Consider the following 20,047-nt stretch of genomic DNA (forward strand, 5'->3'; position numbering starts at 1 on the left):
CCCGGCCGGTCGCCGCTGCCGAGGATGGCCCCATGGGTACCCCGTCCGCGCACCCCGGCACCGTCCGGCACCATGACCACGGCATCCACCTGGCGTGCTTCACCGGCCGGATCCTCGTGGTCTGCCCGCGCTGCGGCGGGCGCGCGCTCGTCGTCCCCCAGCCGGGTCTCGCACCACCGGAGCACCTCGGCGAACTGCTCTGCACCCCGCGCCGACTGGCCTGCCCCGGGTGCGGTGCGGTGGCCGACCACCAGCCCGAACGGCGCGGCGCCGGCATCGTCGGCGCCCGTCCGGGCGGTACCGAGGATCCCTTCTTCCGGCGGCCGCTGTGGCTCCAGACGCGCTGCGCGGGACGGATCCTCTGGGCCTACGACGAGGAGCACGTCGACGCCCTCGCCGCGTACGTCGGCGCGCACCACCGCGTGCGGCACGCCTCCCCGACCCTGTCGATGTTCGCGCGGCTGCCCGCCTGGATGAAATCCGCCCAGAACCGGCCCGAGGTCCTGGCCGGCCTGGCGACCCTGCGGACCCTCGCCGCGCTCTCGGCCCCCGCCGACCGCTCCGACGCGGCCCACCCACGCGGCGACCGCTCCCGTCACACCGGCAGCCTCGGCTTCTACCGCAGCCGGTAGCCGACCGCCGACGCCGTCCGCGGTCCGCCGACCGGCACCGGCATGCCCAGGTCGGATCGTCATCTAGGATTCACGGGGGTTACGGGAGGCCGGCTCCCCGTCCGCGAACAGAAGAACTCCAGGGAGAAGTGAGGGATGCCGGTGATCTGCGTCGGTGGCATGATCGGGATCGGCAAGACGAGCGTGGCCGAACTGCTCGCCAAGGAGCTGGGCACCGAGGTCTTCTACGAGAGCGTGGACGACAATCCGATCCTCCCGCTGTTCTACTCGGCGAGCCCCGAGGAGATCCAGGCCAAGCGCTATCCCTTCCTCCTCCAGCTGTACTTCCTCCAGACGCGGTTCGCCGCGATCAAGGAGGCGTACAAGCAGGACGACAGCGTGCTCGACCGGTCCATCTACGAGGACTGGTACTTCGCCAAGGTCAACCACGACCTGGGTCGGATCAGCTCCCTCGAGATGCAGGTGTACGAGGGGCTGCTCGACGAGATGATGCGCGAGATCGAGGGCCTGCCGTACCGCAAGGCGCCCGACCTGATGGTCTACCTCAAGGCGGACTTCGAGACGGTGCTGCACCGCATCGGGCTGCGGGGACGCGACTTCGAGCAGGACGAGAGCCTGGTCGAGTACTACCGGACGCTGTGGTCCGGCTACGACGAGTGGGTGCACCAGCACTACTCCGCCAGCGACGTCCTCGTCGTCGACATGAACCACACGGACGTGGTGAACAACCCGGACGACGCGGCCCGCGTGGCCCAGGAGGTCAAGAACGCCCTGGCGGAGGTCGCGGGCCGGCGGTGAGCCCGCGTGCCCTGCCGCGGCCTCGACGGGAGGTCCGGCGGGGCGGGTCCAAGATCCGTCTGTGGTAGCTTGCCCAGGCCAGTCGTACCTCTGTACGTACCGACACGGTACGTACACGGGTCAGGGAATCCGGTGGGAATCCGGAACTGACGCGCAGCGGTGAGGGTGACGGGCGGGACATCGGCCACTGGGCCCCGAGGGGCCTGGGAAGGCGTTCCGTCCGGATGACCCCGAGTCCGAAGACCTGCTGGCACCCGGGGGGCGCCGGTCGTCGTCCGGGGTGCACCGTACGACAGGCTCCGCGCATGAGCCGTGACGCAGAGGACTCCTCACCGTGCCCTTCGCACCTCCCGTCCGTTCCGCCGTGCTGCTCGTCGCCGGCGGTCTCCTCGTGGCCGGCTGCGCCGGCGGCGGTCCGGCCTCGCCGGCCGCCTCGCCCGGCGGGAAGGGGTCCGACTCCGGCCACCGGCCCGTCAGCCTCGACAACTGCGGGCAGCGCGTCGAGGTCGCCCAGGCCCCCCGCCGCGCCGTGGCGCTCGACCAGGGTTCGGCCGAGATCCTGCTCTCGCTCGGTCTCGCCGACCGGATGGTGGGCACCGCCACCTGGACGGACCCCGTCCTCAAGGGCCTGGAGAAGGCGAACGCCACGGTTCCCCGGCTCGCCGAGCGCTACCCGTCCTTCGAGAAGGTGCTGGACACCGAGCCGGACTTCGTCAGCGCCTCCTTCCTCTACACGCTCGGCAAGGGCGGCGTGGCGCCGCGGGAGCGGTTCACGCAGCTCGGCGTGCCCACGTACCTCTCCCCCGCCGACTGTGTCGGCAAGGACAACAGCGGCGACGGCGACGGCGTCCGGACCGCGCCGCTGACGATGGACACCGTGTACGGCGAGGTCCGCGACCTCGCCGGGATCTTCGGCGTCCCGGAGCGCGGCGAGAAGCTCGTCGGCGAGCTCCGTGCCCGGGTGGCGAAGGCCAAGGCCGGCGCCGACTTCGGCGACGCGTCCGTCCTCTACTGGTTCTCCGACTCCCAGGGCCCGTACATGGCCGGATGCTGTGGCGCACCGGGAATCGTCAGCCGGGAACTCGGGGTGAAGAACGTCTTCGACGACACCAAGGAGGAGTGGCCGCAGATCAACTGGGAGACGGTCGTCGACCGCGATCCGGACGTGCTGGTGATCGCCGATCTGACCCGCAAGGCCCAGTCGGCCGAGAGCGCCGCGAAGAAGATCGAGTTCCTGGAGTCCCATCCCGTCACCCGGAACATGACGGCGGTGCGGAAGAAGCGGTACGTGATCCTCAGCGGCCAGGCCATGAACCCGACGATCCGCACCGTCGAGGGCATCGAACAGGTGGCCGCCGCGCTGCGGACGTACGGACTCGCGAAGTGACGCGGCCGGGCACGGGAATCCAGAGCACGACCGACTCCGCGGCCGGGGCCGGGGCCGGGGCCGGGGCCGGTACCGACACCGCGGCCGGGACCGGGGCCGGGGAGAAGCGACATCAGGGCGCCGTCACCCCCGCCTCGCCGCCCTCCCTCCGCTCCTCCCGTGCGCTCCCTCCGGTCGCCGGCGCCGCCGGGGTCCTCCTCCTGTGCGCGTCCGTCGCGCTCGCCGTCACCGTCGGTCCGGCCGACCTCCGCGTCGCGGACGCCTGGTCGGTGGTCGCCTCGCACCTCGGCGGCAGCCCGTCCGGCCTGAGTCCGATCCGGGAGGGCATCGTCTGGGACCTGCGGCTGCCGCGCACGCTCCTCGCGGCCGTGTGCGGCGCCGGGCTCGCGGTCTGCGGGGCGGTGATGCAGTCGCTGCTGCGCAATCCGCTCGCCGACCCGTTCGTCCTCGGCGTCTCCTCCGGTGCCTCGACCGGGGCCGTCGCCGTCGTCGTCCTCGGGGTGGGCGGCGGTGCGGTGTCCATCGCCGGGGGCGCGTTCCTCGGCGCGCTCGGCTCCTTCGGCCTGGTCCTGCTGCTGAGCCACACGCTGGGCGGTTCGACGGACCGCGTCGTCCTGGCGGGGGTGGCGGCGATGCAGCTCTTCTCCGCGCTGACCTCGTTCGTGGTGATGACCGCCGCGGACGCCGAGACGACCCGGGGCGTGCTCTTCTGGCTGCTCGGCTCGCTGAGCGGCGCCGACTGGGCCGACGCCGGGGTGTGCGCGGCGGTGCTCGCCGTCGCGCTCCTGGTGTGCGGCGGCCACGCCCGTACGCTGGACGCCTTCGCGTTCGGCGAGGACGCGGCGGCGACGCTGGGCGTGCCGGTGGCCCGGACCCGGCTGGTCCTCCTCTCGGTCACCGCGCTGCTGACGGCCGTGCTCGTCGCCTCGGCCGGTGCGATCGGCTTCGTCGGGCTGGTGCTGCCGCACGCGATCCGGGCGCTCGCCGGTCCTGGGCACGCCCGGCTGCTGCCGCTGACGGCGCTGGCGGGCGCGGTGTTCCTGGTGTGGGCCGACACCCTCGCCCGTACCGTGCTCGATCCCCAGGAGGTCCCAGTCGGGGTGGTGACGTCGCTCGTCGGCGTCCCCGCGTTCGTCCTCGTCCTGTACCGCACCAGGAGCACGCGATGACCGGCACGCGGCCGCGCACCGACGCGGAGGCGGGGCTCCGCGCCGCGCACGTCTCCCGTACCGCGGGCGGCGCACTGGTCCTGGACGGTGTGAGCCTCGCGCCGGGCCCGGGCACGCTCACCGGGCTGCTGGGCCCGAACGGCTCGGGGAAGTCCACCCTGCTGCGCGTCCTGGCGGGCGTCCTGACCCCGGACATCGGGGTCGTCACCCTCGACGGCGATCCCCTGCGCGCCGTCCCGCGCCGCGCGCTGGCCCGGCGGGTGGCCGTCGTCGAGCAGCACGCCGACACGCAGGTCGATCTCACCGTGGCCGACGCGGTCCGCCTCGGGCGCGTCCCGCACCGCCGGGCGTGGTCGCCGGCGACGGCCGCCGACGAGGCAGCGGTACGTTCCGCGCTCGCCCGCACCGGTCTGGCCGAGCGGGCGCACCGCACCTGGCGCACCCTGTCGGGCGGCGAACGCCAGCGCGTGCAGCTCGCCCGCGCCCTCGCCCAGGAGCCGCGCGAACTCCTCCTCGACGAGCCGACGAACCACCTCGACGTCCAGCACCAGCTCGATCTGATGGCCCTGGTCGCGGACCTGCGCCTGACCTGCGTCATGGCGCTGCACGACCTCAACCTCGCGGCGATGTACTGCGACCACGTGGTGGTCCTGCGCGAGGGCCGGATCGCGGCGGCGGGCCCGGTGACCGAGGTCCTCACCGCACGCCTGATCGCGGACGTCTACGGCGTCCGCGCCGAGGTGACCCACCCCGCCCCGGACGGCCGCCCCCACATCCGGTTCCTCGGCACCTCGCCGAGGAGGTCCTAGGAGGTTGCCGTGGCCCGGTTCGACGAGGTCAAGGAGACGTTCTGGGGCGAGGGGCGGTACGGGGTCCAGCCGGCCCTGACCGACGCGGCCGTCCGGGACGCCGAGCGCCGGCTCGGTGTCCGGCTGCCGGCCTCGCTGCTGGAGCTCCTGCGGGTCCAGAACGGCGGCCAGGTGGCGGAGGCGTGGAACGCGTTCCCCACCGAGGTGCCGACGTCCTGGAGCGTGAACCACGCTCCGCTGGACAGCGTGCTGGGCATCGGCCCGTCCGACGACTGGATGTCCCTGCTGGACACGGGCTGTCTGGTCGAGGAGTGGGGTCTGCCGTCACCTCTGGTGCTGCTCTCCGGCGACGGGCACTACTGGATCGCCCTCGACTACCGGGCCTGTGGCCCGTCCGGCGATCCGTCCGTGACGTGGTTCGACGTGGAGGACGGCCTGGAACTGCCGCTGGCCGCGGACTTCCGGACCTTCGTCGAGCGGCTGGCCTCCGCCGCGTCGCTCGATCCCGACGACGCGGACGGCGACTGTTCGGCAAGGTGATCCCGAGCGGGTCACACGTGTGTCGCCGCGTGCTGTTCCTCGCGTACGGCGATGCGGGCGAGTTTCGTCAGCATCATGCCGTTGCGGATGGAGACCAGGTAGTCGACGGGCAGGCCGTGCATGCGGGTGCCCGGGCCTCGCAGGGGGTGCCACTCCAGGAGGAAGAGGGTGTTCCCGCCCCAGGGGATCAGGTTCATGGCGATTCGGGCCGCGCCGAAGGGGTCCGCCTTCGCCTCCAGCTCCAGGCGGCGTTCGGGCTCGCAGATGCGGACGACGCAGGTGTCGTCCAGGGTGACCGGGCCGACGCCGACCCGGACGCGGAGGCGGGCGCCGACCTCGGGCCAGTGCGGATCGGCGGCGAGGACCTGCTGCGTACCCGAGACCCACTCCCCGTAGCGGTGGCCGTCGGAGAGCAGGCCCCACACGCGGGAGGGCGGGCTCAGGATCAAGCGGCGGTTCCGGGACACTGCGTCTGCCTTCCGTCCTCCGGGGTGGGAGCGCGCGGCGGGGGGCGCCTCGGCCCGACGCTATCCGCTGCGCGCGTCACCGGCGTGGACGACGGCCCGTGTGTCGCCGGCCCGCGGCGAGTCGCGCCGTCCCGGTCGGCGACTCCCGGACAGGCGGCATATGCGGTCTCCGCCGGCTCCTTGTCGGCGGCGGGCCGGGCCACGACGATGTGCGCCTGGAAGCCGTACGTCCTCGATGAGGAGGCCGAGTTGAGCGAGGCGACGACGCGGAGGAGCGGGCCGCGCGAGCCGGGGCCGGAGCAGGGCACGGCGCCGGGGTCGGGTACGCGGGCGGCGGTGCGGGCGCTGGTCGCCGAGTCGTGGCGGCGGTCGGAGCGGGCCCGGGTGAGCCGGGACGGCGCGGCACCGACGGAGCTGGAGGAGGCGGAGGTCGCGGCGTACCGGGAGCAGCATCCGCTGGCCGCGGCGATGCCGGTGATCCGGGAGCTGCTCGGCGCGGACGCCCGGGACGGCGGGCATCTGCTCGCGGTGTGCGACGCGGCCGGGCGCCTGCTGTGGGTGGAGGGGGATCCGGCGACGCTGCGGCAGGCGCGGCGGATGAACTTCGTGGCCGGCGCGGGGTGGGCCGAGGCCGCGGCGGGGACGAACGCGCCGGGGACGGCGCTCGCCGTCGGCCGGCCGGTACAGGTGGTGTCGGCGGAGCACTTCCGGCCGCCGGTGAAGGACTGGACGTGCGTGGCGGCGCCGGTGCACGACCCGCGCAGCGGGCGGCTGCTCGGGGCGGTCGACCTCACGGGCGGCGAGCCGCTCGCGCATCCGCACAGTCTCGGTCTGGTACGGGCGGTGGCGCGGGCGGCGGAGGCGCAGCTGGCGCTGCTCGCCCCTCCCCCGCCGTCCGGACGGCTCCGGCTGACGGCGCTGGGCCGGGACGAGGCGCTGCTGACGGTGGACGGGCGGCGGCTGTCGCTGAGCCGGCGGCACAGCGAGATCCTGGTGGTGCTCGCGCACCGCCCGGAGGGGGTGACGGGCGGGGAGCTGCTGACGCTCCTCTACGAGGACGAGTCGGTCACGCCGGTGACGCTCCGCGCGGAGCTGTCGCGGCTGCGGGCCCTGCTCGGTCCGGAGCTGCTGTGTTCGCGTCCGTACCGGCTCGCCGTCCCGGTGGACGCGGACTTCGCGGCCGTGGACCGCCGTCTCGCCTCGGGGGCGGTGGCGGCCGCCGCTGGCGCGTACCCGGGCCCCCTGCTCCCGGGGTCGGCCGCCCCCGGGGTCGTACGGCTGCGGGAACGGCTGGCGGACCGGCTGCGGGCGGCGCTGGTGGCGCGGGCGGATCCGCGGCTGCTCGCGGACTGGGCGTACAGCGCGTGGGGCGAGGAGGACGTGGAGGTGTGGCGGGCCCTGTGCGCCGCGGTGACGGCGGCGCAGCTGGCGCCCGTGCGGGCTCGGCTCGACGCGCTGGAGGCGGAACTCTCCGCGGGTGCAACGGGGTTGCAACGTCCCTTTCCGCACACTCGGCGGTGAGAGCGCGCCGGCCGGGACGCCGGGCGCTCGCCCTGTCCGGCCGCCCGTGCGCGCCCCGCTTCCGGGGGCCCCGGCGGCCCGGCTCCGTCCGACCCGCAGGAGGACCGCCCATGACCCGCTACGCCGCACCCGGTACCGAGGGCGCGCTCATGGCGTACCAGCCGCGTTACGACCACTGGATCGGCGGCGCGTACGTCGCCCCGGCCGGCGGCCGGTACTTCGAGAACCCGAGCCCGGTCGACGGCAGGCCGTTCACCGAGATCGCGCGGGGTTCGGCCGAGGACGTCGAGCGCGCCCTGGACGCGGCGCACGCGGCCGCCCCGGCGTGGGGGCGCACGGCGCCGGCCGAGCGGGCGGGGGTGCTGCTGCGGATCGCCGACCGGATGGAGGCGAACCTGGAGGCGCTCGCGGTCGCGGAGACCTGGGACAACGGCAAGCCGGTCCGCGAGACCCTCGCCGCCGACATCCCGCTCGCCATCGACCACTTCCGCTACTTCGCGGGGGCGCTGCGGGCGCAGGAGGGCACGCTCAGCGAGATCGACGAGGACACGGTGGCGTACCACTTCCACGAGCCGCTGGGGGTGGTGGCGCAGATCATCCCGTGGAACTTCCCGATCCTGATGGCGGTGTGGAAGCTGGCGCCGGCGCTGGCGGCGGGCAACGCGGTGGTCCTCAAGCCGGCCGAACAGACCCCGGCCTCCGTGCACTTCTGGCTGAGCCTGGTCGCGGACCTGCTGCCGCCGGGCGTGCTGAACATCGTCAACGGCTTCGGCGAGGAGGTCGGCAAGCCGCTCGCCTCGTCGCCGCGCGTCGCGAAGATCGCGTTCACCGGTGAGACGTCGACGGGCCGTCTGATCATGGAGTACGCGTCCGCGAACCTGAAGCCGGTGACGCTGGAGCTGGGCGGCAAGTCGCCGAACATCTTCTTCGACGACGTGTGGGCGGCGGACGACGACTTCCGCGACAAGGCGCTGGAGGGCTTCACGATGTTCGCCCTCAACCAGGGCGAGGTCTGCACCTGCCCGTCCCGGGCGCTCGTCCAGCGGGGCTGCTACGGGGAGTTCATGGAGGCGGCGGTCGCCCGCACGGAGGCGATCGTGGCGGGCCATCCGCTGGACCCGGCGACGATGATCGGCGCGCAGGCGTCGGCGGAGCAGCTGAAGAAGATCCTCTCCTACCTGGAGATCGGCCAGCAGGAGGGTGCAAAGATCCTGACGGGCGGTCAGCAGGTGGGCCACGGCGGCGATCTGGAGGGCGGCTACTACATCCAGCCGACCGTCTTCGAGGGCGACAACCGCATGCGGATCTTCCAGGAGGAGATCTTCGGCCCGGTCGTCGCGGTCACCTCCTTCACGGACTTCGACGACGCGATCCGCACGGCCAACGACACCCTGTACGGCCTGGGCGCCGGCGTCTGGACCCGCGACACGAACACCGCCTACCGCGCCGGCCGCGCGATCCAGGCGGGCCGCGTCTGGACGAACTGCTACCACGCCTACCCGGCCCACAGCGCCTTCGGCGGCTACAAGCAGTCGGGCATCGGCCGGGAGACCCACAAGATGATGCTGGAGCACTACCAGCAGACGAAGAACCTGCTGGTCAGCTACTCCCCGAAGAAGCTGGGCTTCTTCTAACGGAACGAAAGAGGGCGCCTGACCTGGGCTTTTGCCCGGGCCAGGCGCCCCTCGCGGCCGCCGGGGCGGACGCTGCCGTTCGGCGCAGGGACATGACGTGGGACCGCCTGCCGAGCCGGGGTGTCCGCGCCCGCACCGGCGGGCGCGACCGCGGGTGCGGCATCAGGCGGTCGGGGGCGGGGCGGCCAGCGTGGAGAGCAGGCCCAGGTCAGCGTGGACCAGGGTGTCGAGGAGCGTGATCCGCTCGCCCGCGCTGATCGGCACGCTGGACGGCACCGCCAGCACCGAGCAGCCTGCGGCGTGCGCGGAGGCGGCGCCGGCCGGGGAGTCCTCGACGGCCACGCAGGATGCGGGGTCGAGGCCGAGCCGGTGGGCGGCGGCCAGGTAGGGGGCCGGGTCGGGCTTGGTGTGCTCGGTGTCCTCGGCGGCGAGGGTGACGGTGAACCAGTGGTCGCCGATGCCGCCGAGGACCAGGTCCACGACGCGGCGGGGAGAAGCCGAGACCAGTGCGGTCGGCACGGCGGCAGCCTTCAGTTCGGCGAGCAGTGCCAGCGCGCCGGGCCGTGGGACGGTCTCTGCCGCGACCTTGCCGCTGAACGCGTCGTCGAGGCGCTCGGCGAGGGCGTCCGCGGTGAAGCGGGTCCCGGTGATGTGGTGCAGATGTGCGGCGGTGTGGTCGATCGCGCGGCCGAGAACTTCGGGCAGGTCCTCGTCGGTGAGGGAGTGGCCGAGTTCGGCGGCGAGCTCTTCGGCCGCCCGCAGCCAGAGGCGCTCGGTGTCGACCAGTGTGCCGTCCATGTCGAAGAGAACGGCGGCGGGGAATACGGGCACGTCGATTCCTTGGGGAGTAGGGGTGCGCGAGGCTGCGCGGGGTCGACGGGCGCGCTCCGGGGCACGAGGCCGGCCCCTGGCTTCGCAGGCATCTGGGGACCGGCCCCGAATCCACTGGACCGGGCCGCTGGGGCCCCTCGCGTGGGTGAGGGCCCGGCACGACGCCCTGGGGCCACAGGACGCGTACCGCGCCGGGCGCCCCGGTCAGCCACCCGTCGAGGGCCGCAGCCGGAGCGTGAGGATCTGGAACGGGCGGAGTGTCAGGTGCAACTGCTGACCATCCCGCCGGACGGCGTCCGCGTTCTCCGCCGGCTCGATTTCGCGCTCCAGCAGGTCGGTCACGGCCGCGGACGCCAGCGGGAAGCCGGCGGCCAGGACGGCCCGGGCGCGTCCGCCGTGCGCTTCGTACAGGCGGACGACGACGTCGCCGGACCGGTCGTCGGCGAGTTTGAGCGTCTCGACGACGACCGCCGGGTTGTCCGTCGTGACCAGCGGGGCGACCTCAGCCGAGCCGGGGACGGCGCGTTCCGGCTGGTTGAACACGTACCCCTCGCGAACGGCGTCGGTGATGTCGGCGCCGACGACGAGGCCGTAGCGCAGGCGGTGGTGGCCCTGGTCGGCGTCCGGGTCGGGGTAGCGGGGGGCACGCAGCAGGGAGAGCCTGACCGTGGTGGTGGTCCCGCCGTCGGTCCGTACGTCGCGGGTGACCTCGTGCCCGTAGGTCGAGTCGTTGACCACGGCCGCGCCCCATCCGCGTTCGCCCAGGTGCAGGAAGCGGTGCGCGCAGAACTCGAACCTGGCCGCGTCCCAGCTGGTGTTGGTGTGGGTGGGGCGCTGGACGTGTCCGAAGGGGATCTCCGCGCTGGAGTGGTCGGCCCGGACGTCGAGCGGGAAGGCGACCTTGAGGAGCTTCTCCTTCTCGTGCCAGTCGATCTCGGTGTCGATGTCCAGACGGCGGGAGCCCTCGGCGAGGGAGACCCTCTGTTCGACGCGGGAGTCGCCGAATGCCCGAACGATCCGGACGCCGCCGTCGTGCGCGCTGACCGACTCGGCTTCGAGCAGGTCGTGGACGGTGTTGCGGTAGAACTCGTCGATGTCCCAGGCGTCGTACTCGTTGGGGAAGTCCTGGTGCAGCTGGAGGAGGTTGGCCGCGGCACCGGGGGCCAGGGCTTCTCGGCCGGCCGCGATGTCGTGGGCGGAGGTCACGAGTCCGCGGCGGTCGATCAGGATCCGGACGAGCCCGTTGTCGAGTACGAAGCCGTCTCCATGCCGGGTCGGGACGACCGGCCGGCCCGGCGCCCCGGTCCTGAGCGAGGCGCCGAGGGCGGGGACGCCGGCGCGGGTGTACGGGGCCGCGTTGAAGACCACGGTCTGGTCGCCGTCCCCGGCCAGGGCGCGCTGGGCGGCGTCCACGATTCCGCGCAGCTCGGCGGTGACGGCGGCGTACGTCCGCTCCGCCTCCCGGTGCACCCAGCTGATGGAGGAGCCGGGCAGGATGTCGTGGAACTGGTGCAGCAGGACGGTCTTCCAGAGCCGGTCGAGTGCCTCGTACGGGTAGGCGAAGCCGGTGTGCACGGCGGCGGTGGCCGACCACAGTTCCGCCTCGCGCAGCAGGTGCTCGGCGCGGCGGTTGCCCTGCTTGGTCCGCAGCTGGCTGGTGAGCGTGCCGCGGTGGAACTCCAGATACAGCTCGCCCACCCACACGGGTGCGTCGGGGTACTCGGCCTGCGCCCGTGCGAAGAAGTCGGCAGGGCTCTCGATGACGACCTTCGCCGAGCCCTCGAGGTCGGCGAGGCGTGCGGCACGGGCCAGCATCTCGCGGTTGGGGCCGCCGCCTCCGTCTCCGTAACCGAACGGCAGCAGTGAGCTCTCGGCCGCGCCCTTGTCCTGGAAGTTGGCGACGGCGTGCGCGATCTCCGCACCGGACAGCTCGGCGTTGTACGTGTCGACCGGCGGAAAGTGGCTGAAGATCCGGGTGCCGTCGACGCCCTCCCACCAGAAGGTGTGGTGGGGGAACCTGTTGGTCGTGTTCCAGGAGATCTTCTGGGTGAGGAACCAGCGCACGCCGGCCAGCTTCATCAGCTGCGGCATGGCCGCGTTGTAGCCGAAGGTGTCGGGCAGCCACATCTCCCGCGTCTCGACGCCGAATTCGTCGAGGTAGAAGCGTTTGCCGTGGACGAGCTGCCGGGCGAGGGCCTCGCCGCCGGTGATGTTGGTGTCGGGTTCCACCCACAGGCTGCCGACGGGGAGGAACTGCCCGGTCCTGACCTTCTCCCGGACGCGGCCGTACACCTCGGGCCGGTGCTCCTTCAGCCAGGCCAACTGCTGGGCCTGGGACATGACGAACGTGAACTCGGCGTGTTCGTCCATCAACTGGGTCACGTTGGAGACGGTCCTGGAGACCTTCCGCACGGTCTCGCGCAGCGGCCACAGCCAGGCGGTGTCGATGTGGGCGTGCCCGACGGCGGACAGGCGATGGGCGCTGGGCGCGGCGGGGGAGGCGAGCGCGGGGCGCAGCAGGGCGCGGGCGGCGGGGGCGCTGCCCGCGATGTCCTGCAGGTCGACGGCGTCCAGGGCCCGCTCGATGGTGGTGAGCAGCTGCCAGCGGCGCGGCTCCTGGTCCGGCAGGGCGCGCATCAGGCCGCCCAGTACGTCGAGGTCCTGGACGAGTTCCCAGACCTGGCGGTCGAAGACCGCGAGGTCGGCCCGGAGCACTCGGTAGAGGGGCTCGGGGTCGGGGGCGAGGTCGTCGAACCAGGCGGGGCGGTCGCCCAGGCGGGTCGGCCGGTGGTCGTCGCACAGGACCGGATTGGCGGCGGCCTCGATGTAGTACGAGAACTCCTCGCCGCCGACTGCGGGTTCGGCGACCGGTACCCAGGCGTTGCGCGGGTTGAGCGCCTTCACCACGGTGCCGTCGGCCCGGTGGACCAGGCCCTCGGCCGAGAATCCGGGACCGGTCTTGTCGAAGCCGATGTCGAGGACCGCCTCGACCCGCTCCCCGGCCCACGCCTCGGGGACCCGAGCGGTGATCCTGAACCAGCTGGTGGACCAGACCGGGCCCCACCGGTGGCCGACCGTGATCGGCCGGTAGGGCGCGGCAAGCCCTTCCGCGACCGGCACCGGCTCGCCGGGGGCATCCCAGATCTCGACGTGGAGCGGGACCGAGCGGGCGTGGACGGCGGGCCGGATGCGCTCGTTCAGCACGCGGTCGAGCCGCTGCTCGGTGAGGCGTCGCCTGCTGTGCATGGTGTCTCTCCGTACGGAAGGGCGGGGTCGCCTGTTCGGTCCTCGGTCGGGCCGGGATCCGGCCGGTCCCGCAGGTCCACGCGGCCGGTGGCCGGGGCGTGCGGTTCGGGGACGGTGATCTCGTCGCGGCCTGTCCTGAGGACCGGTGCGGGGACGTACAGGGTGGGCTGCGGGCCGGCCTCACCGTGGCGCGGCGGAGGACGGCGGACAGGTCGAGACCTCCGTCCAGCCGGAGTTCACCAGGCCGGGGGCGTGGCGGTTCCGGGGGACGTAGGTCTCGACGTGCTGAGGCCAAGGAGGCGTGCCTTGTGGAGCCGGGCGGCCCACCGCCCCGGGCGGACGCGGAAGTCGTGCAGTCCGCCCGGGGTGGTGCGCAGCTGCCGGTCGTCGAGACGGAATCCGTCAGCGGCGATCTCCGGTCGAGGCATGCCGTGTCACGCGGGTCAGGTCAGCGGGCGGCAGAGCAGGACGTCGAGGACGGTGCCCGTGTGCGCGTAGTACGCCATGGCGACGCCGGCGAGGTACTCGTCGTCCCTGCACTGGCCCTTGTAGTAGCCGGGTGCCCAGTCGCTGCCCACCGAGCCGCCTTCGGCGGGCCGGTTGTCACCCCGGTCGAACCAGACCAGCCGGTTCTGCGTGGGGAGCGGCTTGGCGGAGGGGGCGCAGAGCAGTCGGTTGACGGGCCCGTTGGCGCTGTAGCCGACGGCGAAGTGGTGGTCCGGGCACTGGAGCTTGAAGCGGCCCCTGGCCCAGTCGCCGGTCTTGACGTAACGCTCGTCGACGACGGTGATCCACATGCTGTCGCCCTTGGCGGGCTGGTTCGCGTCGGTGCACAGGCTGCGGTTGGAGCTGCGGGCGAAGGCGATCAGCCGCGCGGTGTCGGGGCAGTTGCCCTTGCGGTTGCCGGGGCTCCAGTCCGACTGCTGCCGCATGGTCGCGGAGAGGTTCTGGTCACGGTCGAGCATGTACCAGTGGTCGACCTCGGCGACCTGGCCGGTCTTGCCGGGGGCGTTGACGAGCTTGAACCAGTCGGCGGCGCGCCAGTCGCCGCCGTCGGCGAGACCCAGCCGGCGGCCCTGGGAGTCGTAGTGGTTCAGTGCCCAGTTGTCGTTCGGGACTCCGTTGGTGGTCCAGCCGACCAGCGGCCACTGGGCGAAGTCGGTGTCGTTCTTCACCAGGATGTCCGTGAAGCGGTGGAACCAGTCGATCTCCTTGGCGTCGGACTGGCCGCGTCCGGCAGTCCCGAACTCGCTGACCCACACGGGAGCCGTGAAGTGCTGGCCGGCCTGGGTGACGAACAGGGCCTGGTCGTCGATGACCTTGATCAGGTCTTCGGGCGAGAGGTCCCGGTAGCGCGGGTCATTGGTCTCGCCGTTCTGCCAGCCGCCGGTGGCTCCGGTGTGGTTGGGGCCGGTGAAGCCGTAGAAGTGGGCCGAGTAGACCAACTTGCCCGATTCGATCAGGGTGTTGGAGAGGTTGCGGACCGGCGTGAGCGTCGGCCGGCCGTGCTCGAACATGCCCTGCGGGATGCCCTGCCAGTTGATGCCCTCCATGATGATCAGCAGGTCCGGGTTGACCTCGAGGATCTTGTTGCCGGCCTCCTGGTAGGCCTTGTACAGGTCGTGCTCGTTGTCCCAGCCCCAGTTGGGGTCGTCGTAGTAGTCCCGGCGGACCTCGTTGCGCAGGTCGGCGCCGACGACGCGCTTGTTCGACTTGTAGCGCTCCGCCAGGAACAGCCAGTTGTCCGTCCACTGCTGAGTGGTCTGGCTGCTGTTCCAGCGCTCGTTGCCGTCCAGGGAGCAGCAGAAGCGGTAGGTGGTGGTGTGGTTGTTGAGGATGACGGCGAAGCCGTCATCGGTCAGAGCCTCGACGACGGCGTCGTACACCTGCAGCGGGGTCTTGCCCTTGAGCTCCGGATTGGCGGCGAGGGCGGAGTCCGGGACCACCGTGGTGTCGCGGATCATCGCGTCGGCGTAAGGCAGCCGGATCGAGTTGATGCCGAGCTCGTGGAAGTCGGCGAGGATCCGCGCCATCGGGACACGGTCCAGACCGAGCGGGACGTTGTTGGACTTCTGGTCCGCCTGGTGGTTCGCGGGGTCCTCGATGTCGCCGCTGCCCTCCCAGGTGCCCTGGACTCCGGACCAGTTGCCGGCCTTCAGCTTGAAGCGGTTGCCGTCGGCGTCGACGATGTAGCGTCCGCGGGTGCTGAGCGGGGCGGTCCAGGAGGCCGCGAGCTCGGGCCCGGTCATGGGGGCGGTCGTCGTCGTGGGTTCGGCCGTGGTCAGCGGTACCGCGGCGGCGCCGGGGGTTCCCCCGACCAGCAGTGCCGTGGTCACGGCCACGGCGGGCAGGAGACGGGGCAGGGCTCTCCTGCCGGTGAGAACGGACCTTTCGGATCTCATGGCTTTCCCTCCAGAGGGTGGGGACGAGGAAGCGGATCTTCAGGTGGTGCGGGATGGGGCGGACCGGACCGACGCTCCGGAGTGGGGGTGCCGGGTCGCCGGTCCGGGGTCATGGAGCCCGGGGGTCCGGGGCAGCGGGCAGGCAGGTGGGCGGCTCAGCCCTTGAGGCCGCTGGTCGCGATGCCTTCGACGATGTAGCGCTGGGCGACCAGGAACATGACCACCAGCGGGGTGATGGTCACGACCGCGCCGGCGAACAGGCCGGGCAGGTTGATGGTCTGCGAGGTGAGGAAGGTCGACAGCGCGATCTGGGCCGTCCACGCGGAGGGGTCCTGCCCGATGACCAGCGGCCACAGGAAGGCGTTCCAGCTGTCGATGAAGGCCAGCGCGCCGAGCGAGGCGAGCATCGCCCCCGAGGACGGCAGCGCGATCCGGCGGTAGAGACCGAACCAGCCGAGCCCGTCCAGCCGGCCCGCCTCCTCGATCTCGCTCGGGAACTGCAGGTAGAAGTTGCGGAACAGCAGGACCGCGAACGGGTTGAAGAGACCGGGCGCGATGATGCCCCACAGCGTGTTGACCCCGCCCATCGAGCCCACGACGACGAAGGTGGGCACGAACGTCACCGAGCCGGGGATCATCAGCGTGGCCACGACGAGAGCGAGCAGGACGCCGCGTCCGGGGATCGGGATGCGCGCGAGGGCGTAGCCCGCGGCCGAGGCCAGGAGGGTGGAGACGGGCGCGGTGATCGCGGCGATCAGCAGCGAGTTTCCCAGGGCCTGTCCCATGTGCAGGGCGGGGTCGTCGAACAGCGCCGTGAAGTTCTCCCAGTGCATCGTCGATGGCCACCAGGTCCACTGCGGCGAGGTCAGACCCTGGGTGTCCATCAGCGCGTTGCGCAGCATCAGGTAGAAGGGGGTGAGGAACACCACCGTCAGCAGCCCGGCCACCAGTCCGCGCACGGGCGTGCGTGAACCGCGCAGTACGTTTCGTACGGTCGTCACAGCGCTCACCCCTCCGTCCTGCCGAAGCCGGTGATCCGGCCCTGGAGCAGGGTCACGCCGACGATGAGGGCGGTGAGCACGAACGCTCCGGCTGATCCGAGGCCGTAGTTCTGGGCACCCATCGCCGTGTTGTAGAGGTACCCGAGCGGCGTCTGGACCGGGGCCGTCCCCGTCCCGCTGAGCCCGCTGCTGAACAGGTTGTAGAACTCGTCGAAGGCCTGGAAGGCGGCGATGAACTGCAGCATCAGGACGGCCACCGAGGTGTTGCGCAGCACCGGCAAGGTGATCCTGCGCAGCAGGCGCAGGCCGGTGGCGCCGTCCAGGGCCGCGGCCTCGTAGATCTCCTTGGGGATGGCCTGCAGTCCGGCGAGGAAGAGCACCATGTAGAAGCCGACCTGGAGCCAGAGCCGCAGGGTGACGAGGACGACCCAGTACAGGGGCGGCGTGGTGGTCTGGATCCAGGGCACGGCGTCCATCCCGAACCAGCCGCCGATCATGTTGGCGATGCCCGCCGGCAGGCCGTTGAACAGGCACATCTTCCACAGCAGCGAGGCGGCCACGTAGGAGACCGCGGCCGGGATGAGGAAGGCGGTACGCAGCAGGGCCCGGCCGCGGCGGATCCGGTGGACGAGCAGGGCCAAGCCCAGCGAGGCGGCGAAGGTCACCGGCACGATGAACGCGGTGAACAGCACGATCTGGACGAGCGACCGGCGGAACGCGGGATCGGAGAGCAGCGCCTGGTAGTTGTCCAGGCCGATCCAGTGGCCGAGTGCGATGGTGCCGCGGGCCTCGCTGAAACTGAGCAGGAGGCTCCAGCCGATGGCGACGTACTTGAAGACGCCCAGACCGATCAGCACGGGTCCGGCGAGCAGGGCGAAGGCTGCCCAGGCGCGCCGGTCCGTACCGGGGCGCCCGGCGGGGGCGGCGGCGCCCCGCGGCGGGGCCGCGGGACGGCCGGCACGCTCGCCGTGAACGGTGGCGGAGGGTGCGGCTTTCATCAGGCCCGCTGCTTGTCTATCTCGGTCTGGGCCTGTGCGGCCGCGTCGGCGAGGAGCCGGGCCGCGTCCCCACCGCCGACGATCTCGGTCGCGGCCGCGCTGAACAGGGTGCTCACCGCGGTGTTCCAGGTGGAGGGGTTGTTCTTGCCGTGACGAGCGGCCAGTTCGACGGTCTCCTTGGCGGCCCCGCCGGTGAGCCTGTCCGCCTTGGCCGCGACGGACTTGCGCGGCGGAACGTGGAATCCGTAGCTCTCCGACCAGTCCTTCTGGAGGTCGGTCTGCTCGACCCAGAGCCACCGGACGAACTTCTTGGCCGCCTCCACCTGCTTGCCCTTGGCGTTGACGCAGCTGGTCCAGCCGCCGACCCGGACGACCGGGGTGCCGCCGGGCTTGAAGGCGGGCCAGGGCAGGACGCCGAAGTCGTCGCCGAGCGCGTCCTCGACCGCGGGCATGGCCCACAGGCCGCACCACTGCATCGGCACGACGTTCTGGGTGAAGGCGGAGGGGTCCCACCAGTCGGTGGTGAAGCCGAGCAGCAGGGACTTGTCGTCGTGCAGGCGCTTCAAGGCCGCGACCGACTCGACGGCCTTCGGGGAGGCGAAGGCCGCCTTGCCGCCGGCGACCAGCTCGCCACCGTTGGAGAACACGGCCAGCACAGGGGTGTCGCCGATGCCGTCGTTGCCCACGAACAGGCCCTTGCCGCTCTTGGTGGTCAGCGCCTTGGCCGCGGCGACGAGCTCGTCGAAGGTACGGGGCGGGGTGATCCCGGCCTTGGCGAGGGCGCTCTTGCGGTAGTAGAGCATCATGACGTCGTCGATCATCTTGACGCCGTAGAGCTTGCCGTCGACCGTCACGTAGTCGCGAGCACCCTGGTTGAAGTCGGACTTCGCACTGCCGTAGACGTCGTCGAGCACCGCCACCTGACCACGCCGCGCCAGGCTCTCGGTGAAGTCTCCGATCTCGAAGACGTCCGGGGCGGCGTCCGTGAGCAGGGTCGCGTTCAGCTTGCCGGTGTAGTCGCCCGGGACCCAGGTGACCTTGACCGCGATGTCCGGGTGGGCCTTGGTGAACTCGGTGGCGTAGCGGGTGAGGGCCTGCTGGGTGCCGGTCTCGCCGTATGCGTGGGACCAGACGTTCAGGGTGGTCTTCGCTCCGGAGGGGGATCCGCCGGCCGGGTCGGTGCTGCAGCCGACGACCGCTCCGGCGGCGACCATCAGGGACCCGCCGAGGAATCCTCTGCGGCTAAGCTGGGTTCTCTGTGCACTCATGTCTCGTCCTCAAGGGTGGGATGTGGGGCACGGGTTGCCGTTCCGGCGGGGCCGGTGTCCGACGATCACAGCTGGCAGGCGGTGACGGACACCGGTCGTGTCGGGGCGGGGTGCGGCACTCGCGGTCCGGGACCGCGGGGTGGTGACGCCTCCTCAGGGGAAGAGCGCCTGGAGGCCGACGACGGCGGCTCCGCGCGCCCACTCCTCCCAGGGAAGGGGACGCAGGGTCAGCGGGCACTTTCCCGCGGCCTTGAAACAGTGCGCCGCGTAGGCTTCCTTGATGTGCGTTCCGAAGAGGTCGTAGGTGTCGAGTCCCTCTCCGGTGACGACGACACGCTCGGGCCCGAAGAGGCTCACCAGGCTGGCGATGCCGACTCCGATCGCGTGGCCGGCCCGGGCGAAGGCGTCGCGGGCGGCGGGGTCTCCGCCGCGGGCCAGCTGGACGGCACCGTCGAAGTCGAGATCCGGACGGCCGGTGGCGCCGCGGACCGCGGCCAGGATGGCTTCGCTGGAGGCGGTCGCCTCCACGCAGCCGACCTGACCGCAGGAGCACAGCGGCCCGGCCGGGTCGATGCTGATGTGCCCCACCTCGCCGGCGACACCGTACGCGCCGGCGAGCAGCTGTCCGTTGACGACCAGGCCGGAGCCGATGCCCGCTCCGATGGTGACCAGAGCGAAGTACTCCGTTCCGATGCCCTCCCCGAACCAGTGCTCGGCGACGGTGATCGCCTTGACGTCGTTCTCCAGGGTGACCGCCAGGCCGGTCGCGCGCGATGCCATCTCGGCGAGCGGAACGTCGTGCCAGCGGGACAGTCCCGAGTACCGTACGCGGCCGGCGTCACGATCCACGTCGCCGGAGACCGCGATGCCCAGGTGCCTCGTGCGGGACCTGAATTCGGGCCTGGTGTCGAGCAGTTCGTCGACCAGGTCCGCCAGCAGCGCGCATACGGATTCGGGGTCGCGGTCTCCCAGCGGACGGTGGGCGGAGGTGCGCGTCCGGGCCCGCAGGTCGCAGACCGTGCCGTAGAGGGTGTCGGCACTGATCTTCACGCCTACGAAGAACTCCCGCTCGGCGGTGACCGCCAGTGGGTTGACCGGGCGGCCGGCGCCCGGAGCGGTGCGCTCCGGCGGGAGTTCGTGCAGGTAACCGTCGTCGATGAGAGGTCTCGCGGCCTTCGTCACCGCGGTCGATGACAGGCCCGTGCGGCGGGCCAGTTCGACCCTGCTGAGCGGGCTCTCCGCCAGCAGCATGGCGAGGATGGCGGTCTCGGCCGGCGCGGTGACCAGGGGATGCGCATGGTTCGGAAACACGGCGGCAACGTACTGGGAAATAAATAACTCTGT

Annotated in this window: 16 protein-coding genes and 1 riboswitch; of the genes, 8 read left to right on the forward strand and 8 right to left on the reverse strand. The window is 72.1% G+C overall.

The window, feature by feature from the left end; translation table 11 throughout:
- Positions 1-32: 32 nt before the first annotated feature.
- From IF73_RS0101010 to IF73_RS0101035, 6 genes are all read left to right on the forward strand, one after another.
- Entirely contained in the window at positions 33-632 is a 600-nt protein-coding gene (locus IF73_RS0101010) for a hypothetical protein (RefSeq protein ID WP_031002347.1), read from the forward strand.
- Positions 633-767: 135 nt separating this feature from the next.
- The gene (locus IF73_RS0101015) at positions 768-1,430 is read left to right on the forward strand and encodes a deoxynucleoside kinase (protein WP_031002349.1); all 663 of its coding nucleotides are present in this window, start codon (positions 768-770) and stop codon (positions 1,428-1,430) included.
- 122 nt (positions 1,431-1,552) lie between these two features.
- Positions 1,553-1,676, forward strand: a riboswitch (cobalamin riboswitch).
- Between the two features lie 88 nt (positions 1,677-1,764).
- Positions 1,765-2,817, forward strand: a complete 1,053-nt coding sequence (locus tag IF73_RS0101020) for an ABC transporter substrate-binding protein (RefSeq protein ID WP_031002350.1) — start codon at positions 1,765-1,767, stop codon at positions 2,815-2,817.
- Positions 2,818-3,017: 200 nt separating this feature from the next.
- On the forward strand, positions 3,018-3,986 hold the full coding sequence (locus IF73_RS0101025) for a FecCD family ABC transporter permease (RefSeq protein ID WP_051716473.1): 969 nt from the start codon (positions 3,018-3,020) through the stop codon (positions 3,984-3,986).
- Entirely contained in the window at positions 3,983-4,795 is an 813-nt protein-coding gene (locus IF73_RS0101030; protein WP_031002354.1) for an ABC transporter ATP-binding protein, read from the forward strand. The genes IF73_RS0101025 and IF73_RS0101030 overlap by 4 nt, the downstream gene beginning before the upstream one ends.
- A gap of 9 nt (positions 4,796-4,804) precedes the next feature.
- Positions 4,805-5,335 carry an SMI1/KNR4 family protein gene (locus tag IF73_RS0101035; RefSeq protein ID WP_051716458.1) on the forward strand — a complete coding sequence of 177 codons (531 nt, stop codon included), beginning with the start codon at positions 4,805-4,807 and terminating at the stop codon, positions 5,333-5,335.
- A gap of 11 nt (positions 5,336-5,346) precedes the next feature.
- Here IF73_RS0101035 and IF73_RS0101040 read toward each other — a convergent pair whose 3' ends face one another.
- A complete protein-coding gene (locus IF73_RS0101040; protein WP_031002358.1) occupies positions 5,347-5,802 on the reverse strand; it encodes an SRPBCC family protein in 456 nt (151 codons plus the stop codon).
- Positions 5,803-6,009: 207 nt separating this feature from the next.
- On the opposite strand from IF73_RS0101040, the gene IF73_RS0101045 reads away from it, so the two are divergent.
- Positions 6,010-7,323 (forward strand): GAF domain-containing protein, encoded by a 1,314-nt coding sequence (locus IF73_RS0101045; RefSeq protein ID WP_051716474.1) that lies wholly within the window; start codon positions 6,010-6,012, stop codon positions 7,321-7,323.
- Between the two features lie 110 nt (positions 7,324-7,433).
- Positions 7,434-8,957 carry an aldehyde dehydrogenase family protein gene (locus IF73_RS0101050; protein ID WP_031002361.1) on the forward strand — a complete coding sequence of 508 codons (1,524 nt, stop codon included), beginning with the start codon at positions 7,434-7,436 and terminating at the stop codon, positions 8,955-8,957.
- A gap of 162 nt (positions 8,958-9,119) precedes the next feature.
- Here the strand turns inward: IF73_RS0101050 and IF73_RS0101055 are convergent, their stop codons facing one another.
- The 7 genes from IF73_RS0101055 to IF73_RS0101085 form a co-directional block, all read right to left on the reverse strand.
- A complete protein-coding gene (locus tag IF73_RS0101055) occupies positions 9,120-9,788 on the reverse strand; it encodes an HAD family hydrolase (RefSeq protein WP_031002363.1) in 669 nt (222 codons plus the stop codon).
- A 204-nt stretch (positions 9,789-9,992) separates the two neighbouring features.
- Positions 9,993-13,034: an alpha-mannosidase gene (locus IF73_RS0101060; RefSeq protein WP_031002365.1), complete on the reverse strand. Its 3,042-nt coding sequence runs from the start codon at positions 13,032-13,034 to the stop codon at positions 9,993-9,995.
- Positions 13,035-13,477: 443 nt separating this feature from the next.
- Complete coding sequence (locus IF73_RS0101065) at positions 13,478-15,436, reverse strand: cellulase family glycosylhydrolase (RefSeq protein WP_078867880.1); 1,959 nt, start codon at positions 15,434-15,436, stop codon at positions 13,478-13,480.
- Positions 15,437-15,591: 155 nt separating this feature from the next.
- On the reverse strand, positions 15,592-16,437 hold the full coding sequence (locus IF73_RS0101070; RefSeq protein WP_234338127.1) for a carbohydrate ABC transporter permease: 846 nt from the start codon (positions 16,435-16,437) through the stop codon (positions 15,592-15,594).
- 5 nt (positions 16,438-16,442) lie between these two features.
- The gene (locus IF73_RS0101075) at positions 16,443-17,435 is read right to left on the reverse strand and encodes a carbohydrate ABC transporter permease (protein WP_051716459.1); all 993 of its coding nucleotides are present in this window, start codon (positions 17,433-17,435) and stop codon (positions 16,443-16,445) included.
- A complete protein-coding gene (locus tag IF73_RS0101080) occupies positions 17,435-18,703 on the reverse strand; it encodes an ABC transporter substrate-binding protein (RefSeq protein WP_031002373.1) in 1,269 nt (422 codons plus the stop codon). The genes IF73_RS0101075 and IF73_RS0101080 overlap by 1 nt, the downstream gene beginning before the upstream one ends.
- 153 nt (positions 18,704-18,856) lie before the next feature.
- On the reverse strand, positions 18,857-20,014 hold the full coding sequence (locus IF73_RS0101085) for an ROK family transcriptional regulator (protein WP_031002375.1): 1,158 nt from the start codon (positions 20,012-20,014) through the stop codon (positions 18,857-18,859).
- Positions 20,015-20,047 lie beyond the last annotated feature (33 nt).

This window comes from Streptomyces sp. NRRL F-5727 (genome assembly GCF_000719555.1).
Classification (GTDB): Bacteria; Actinomycetota; Actinomycetes; order Streptomycetales; family Streptomycetaceae; genus Streptomyces.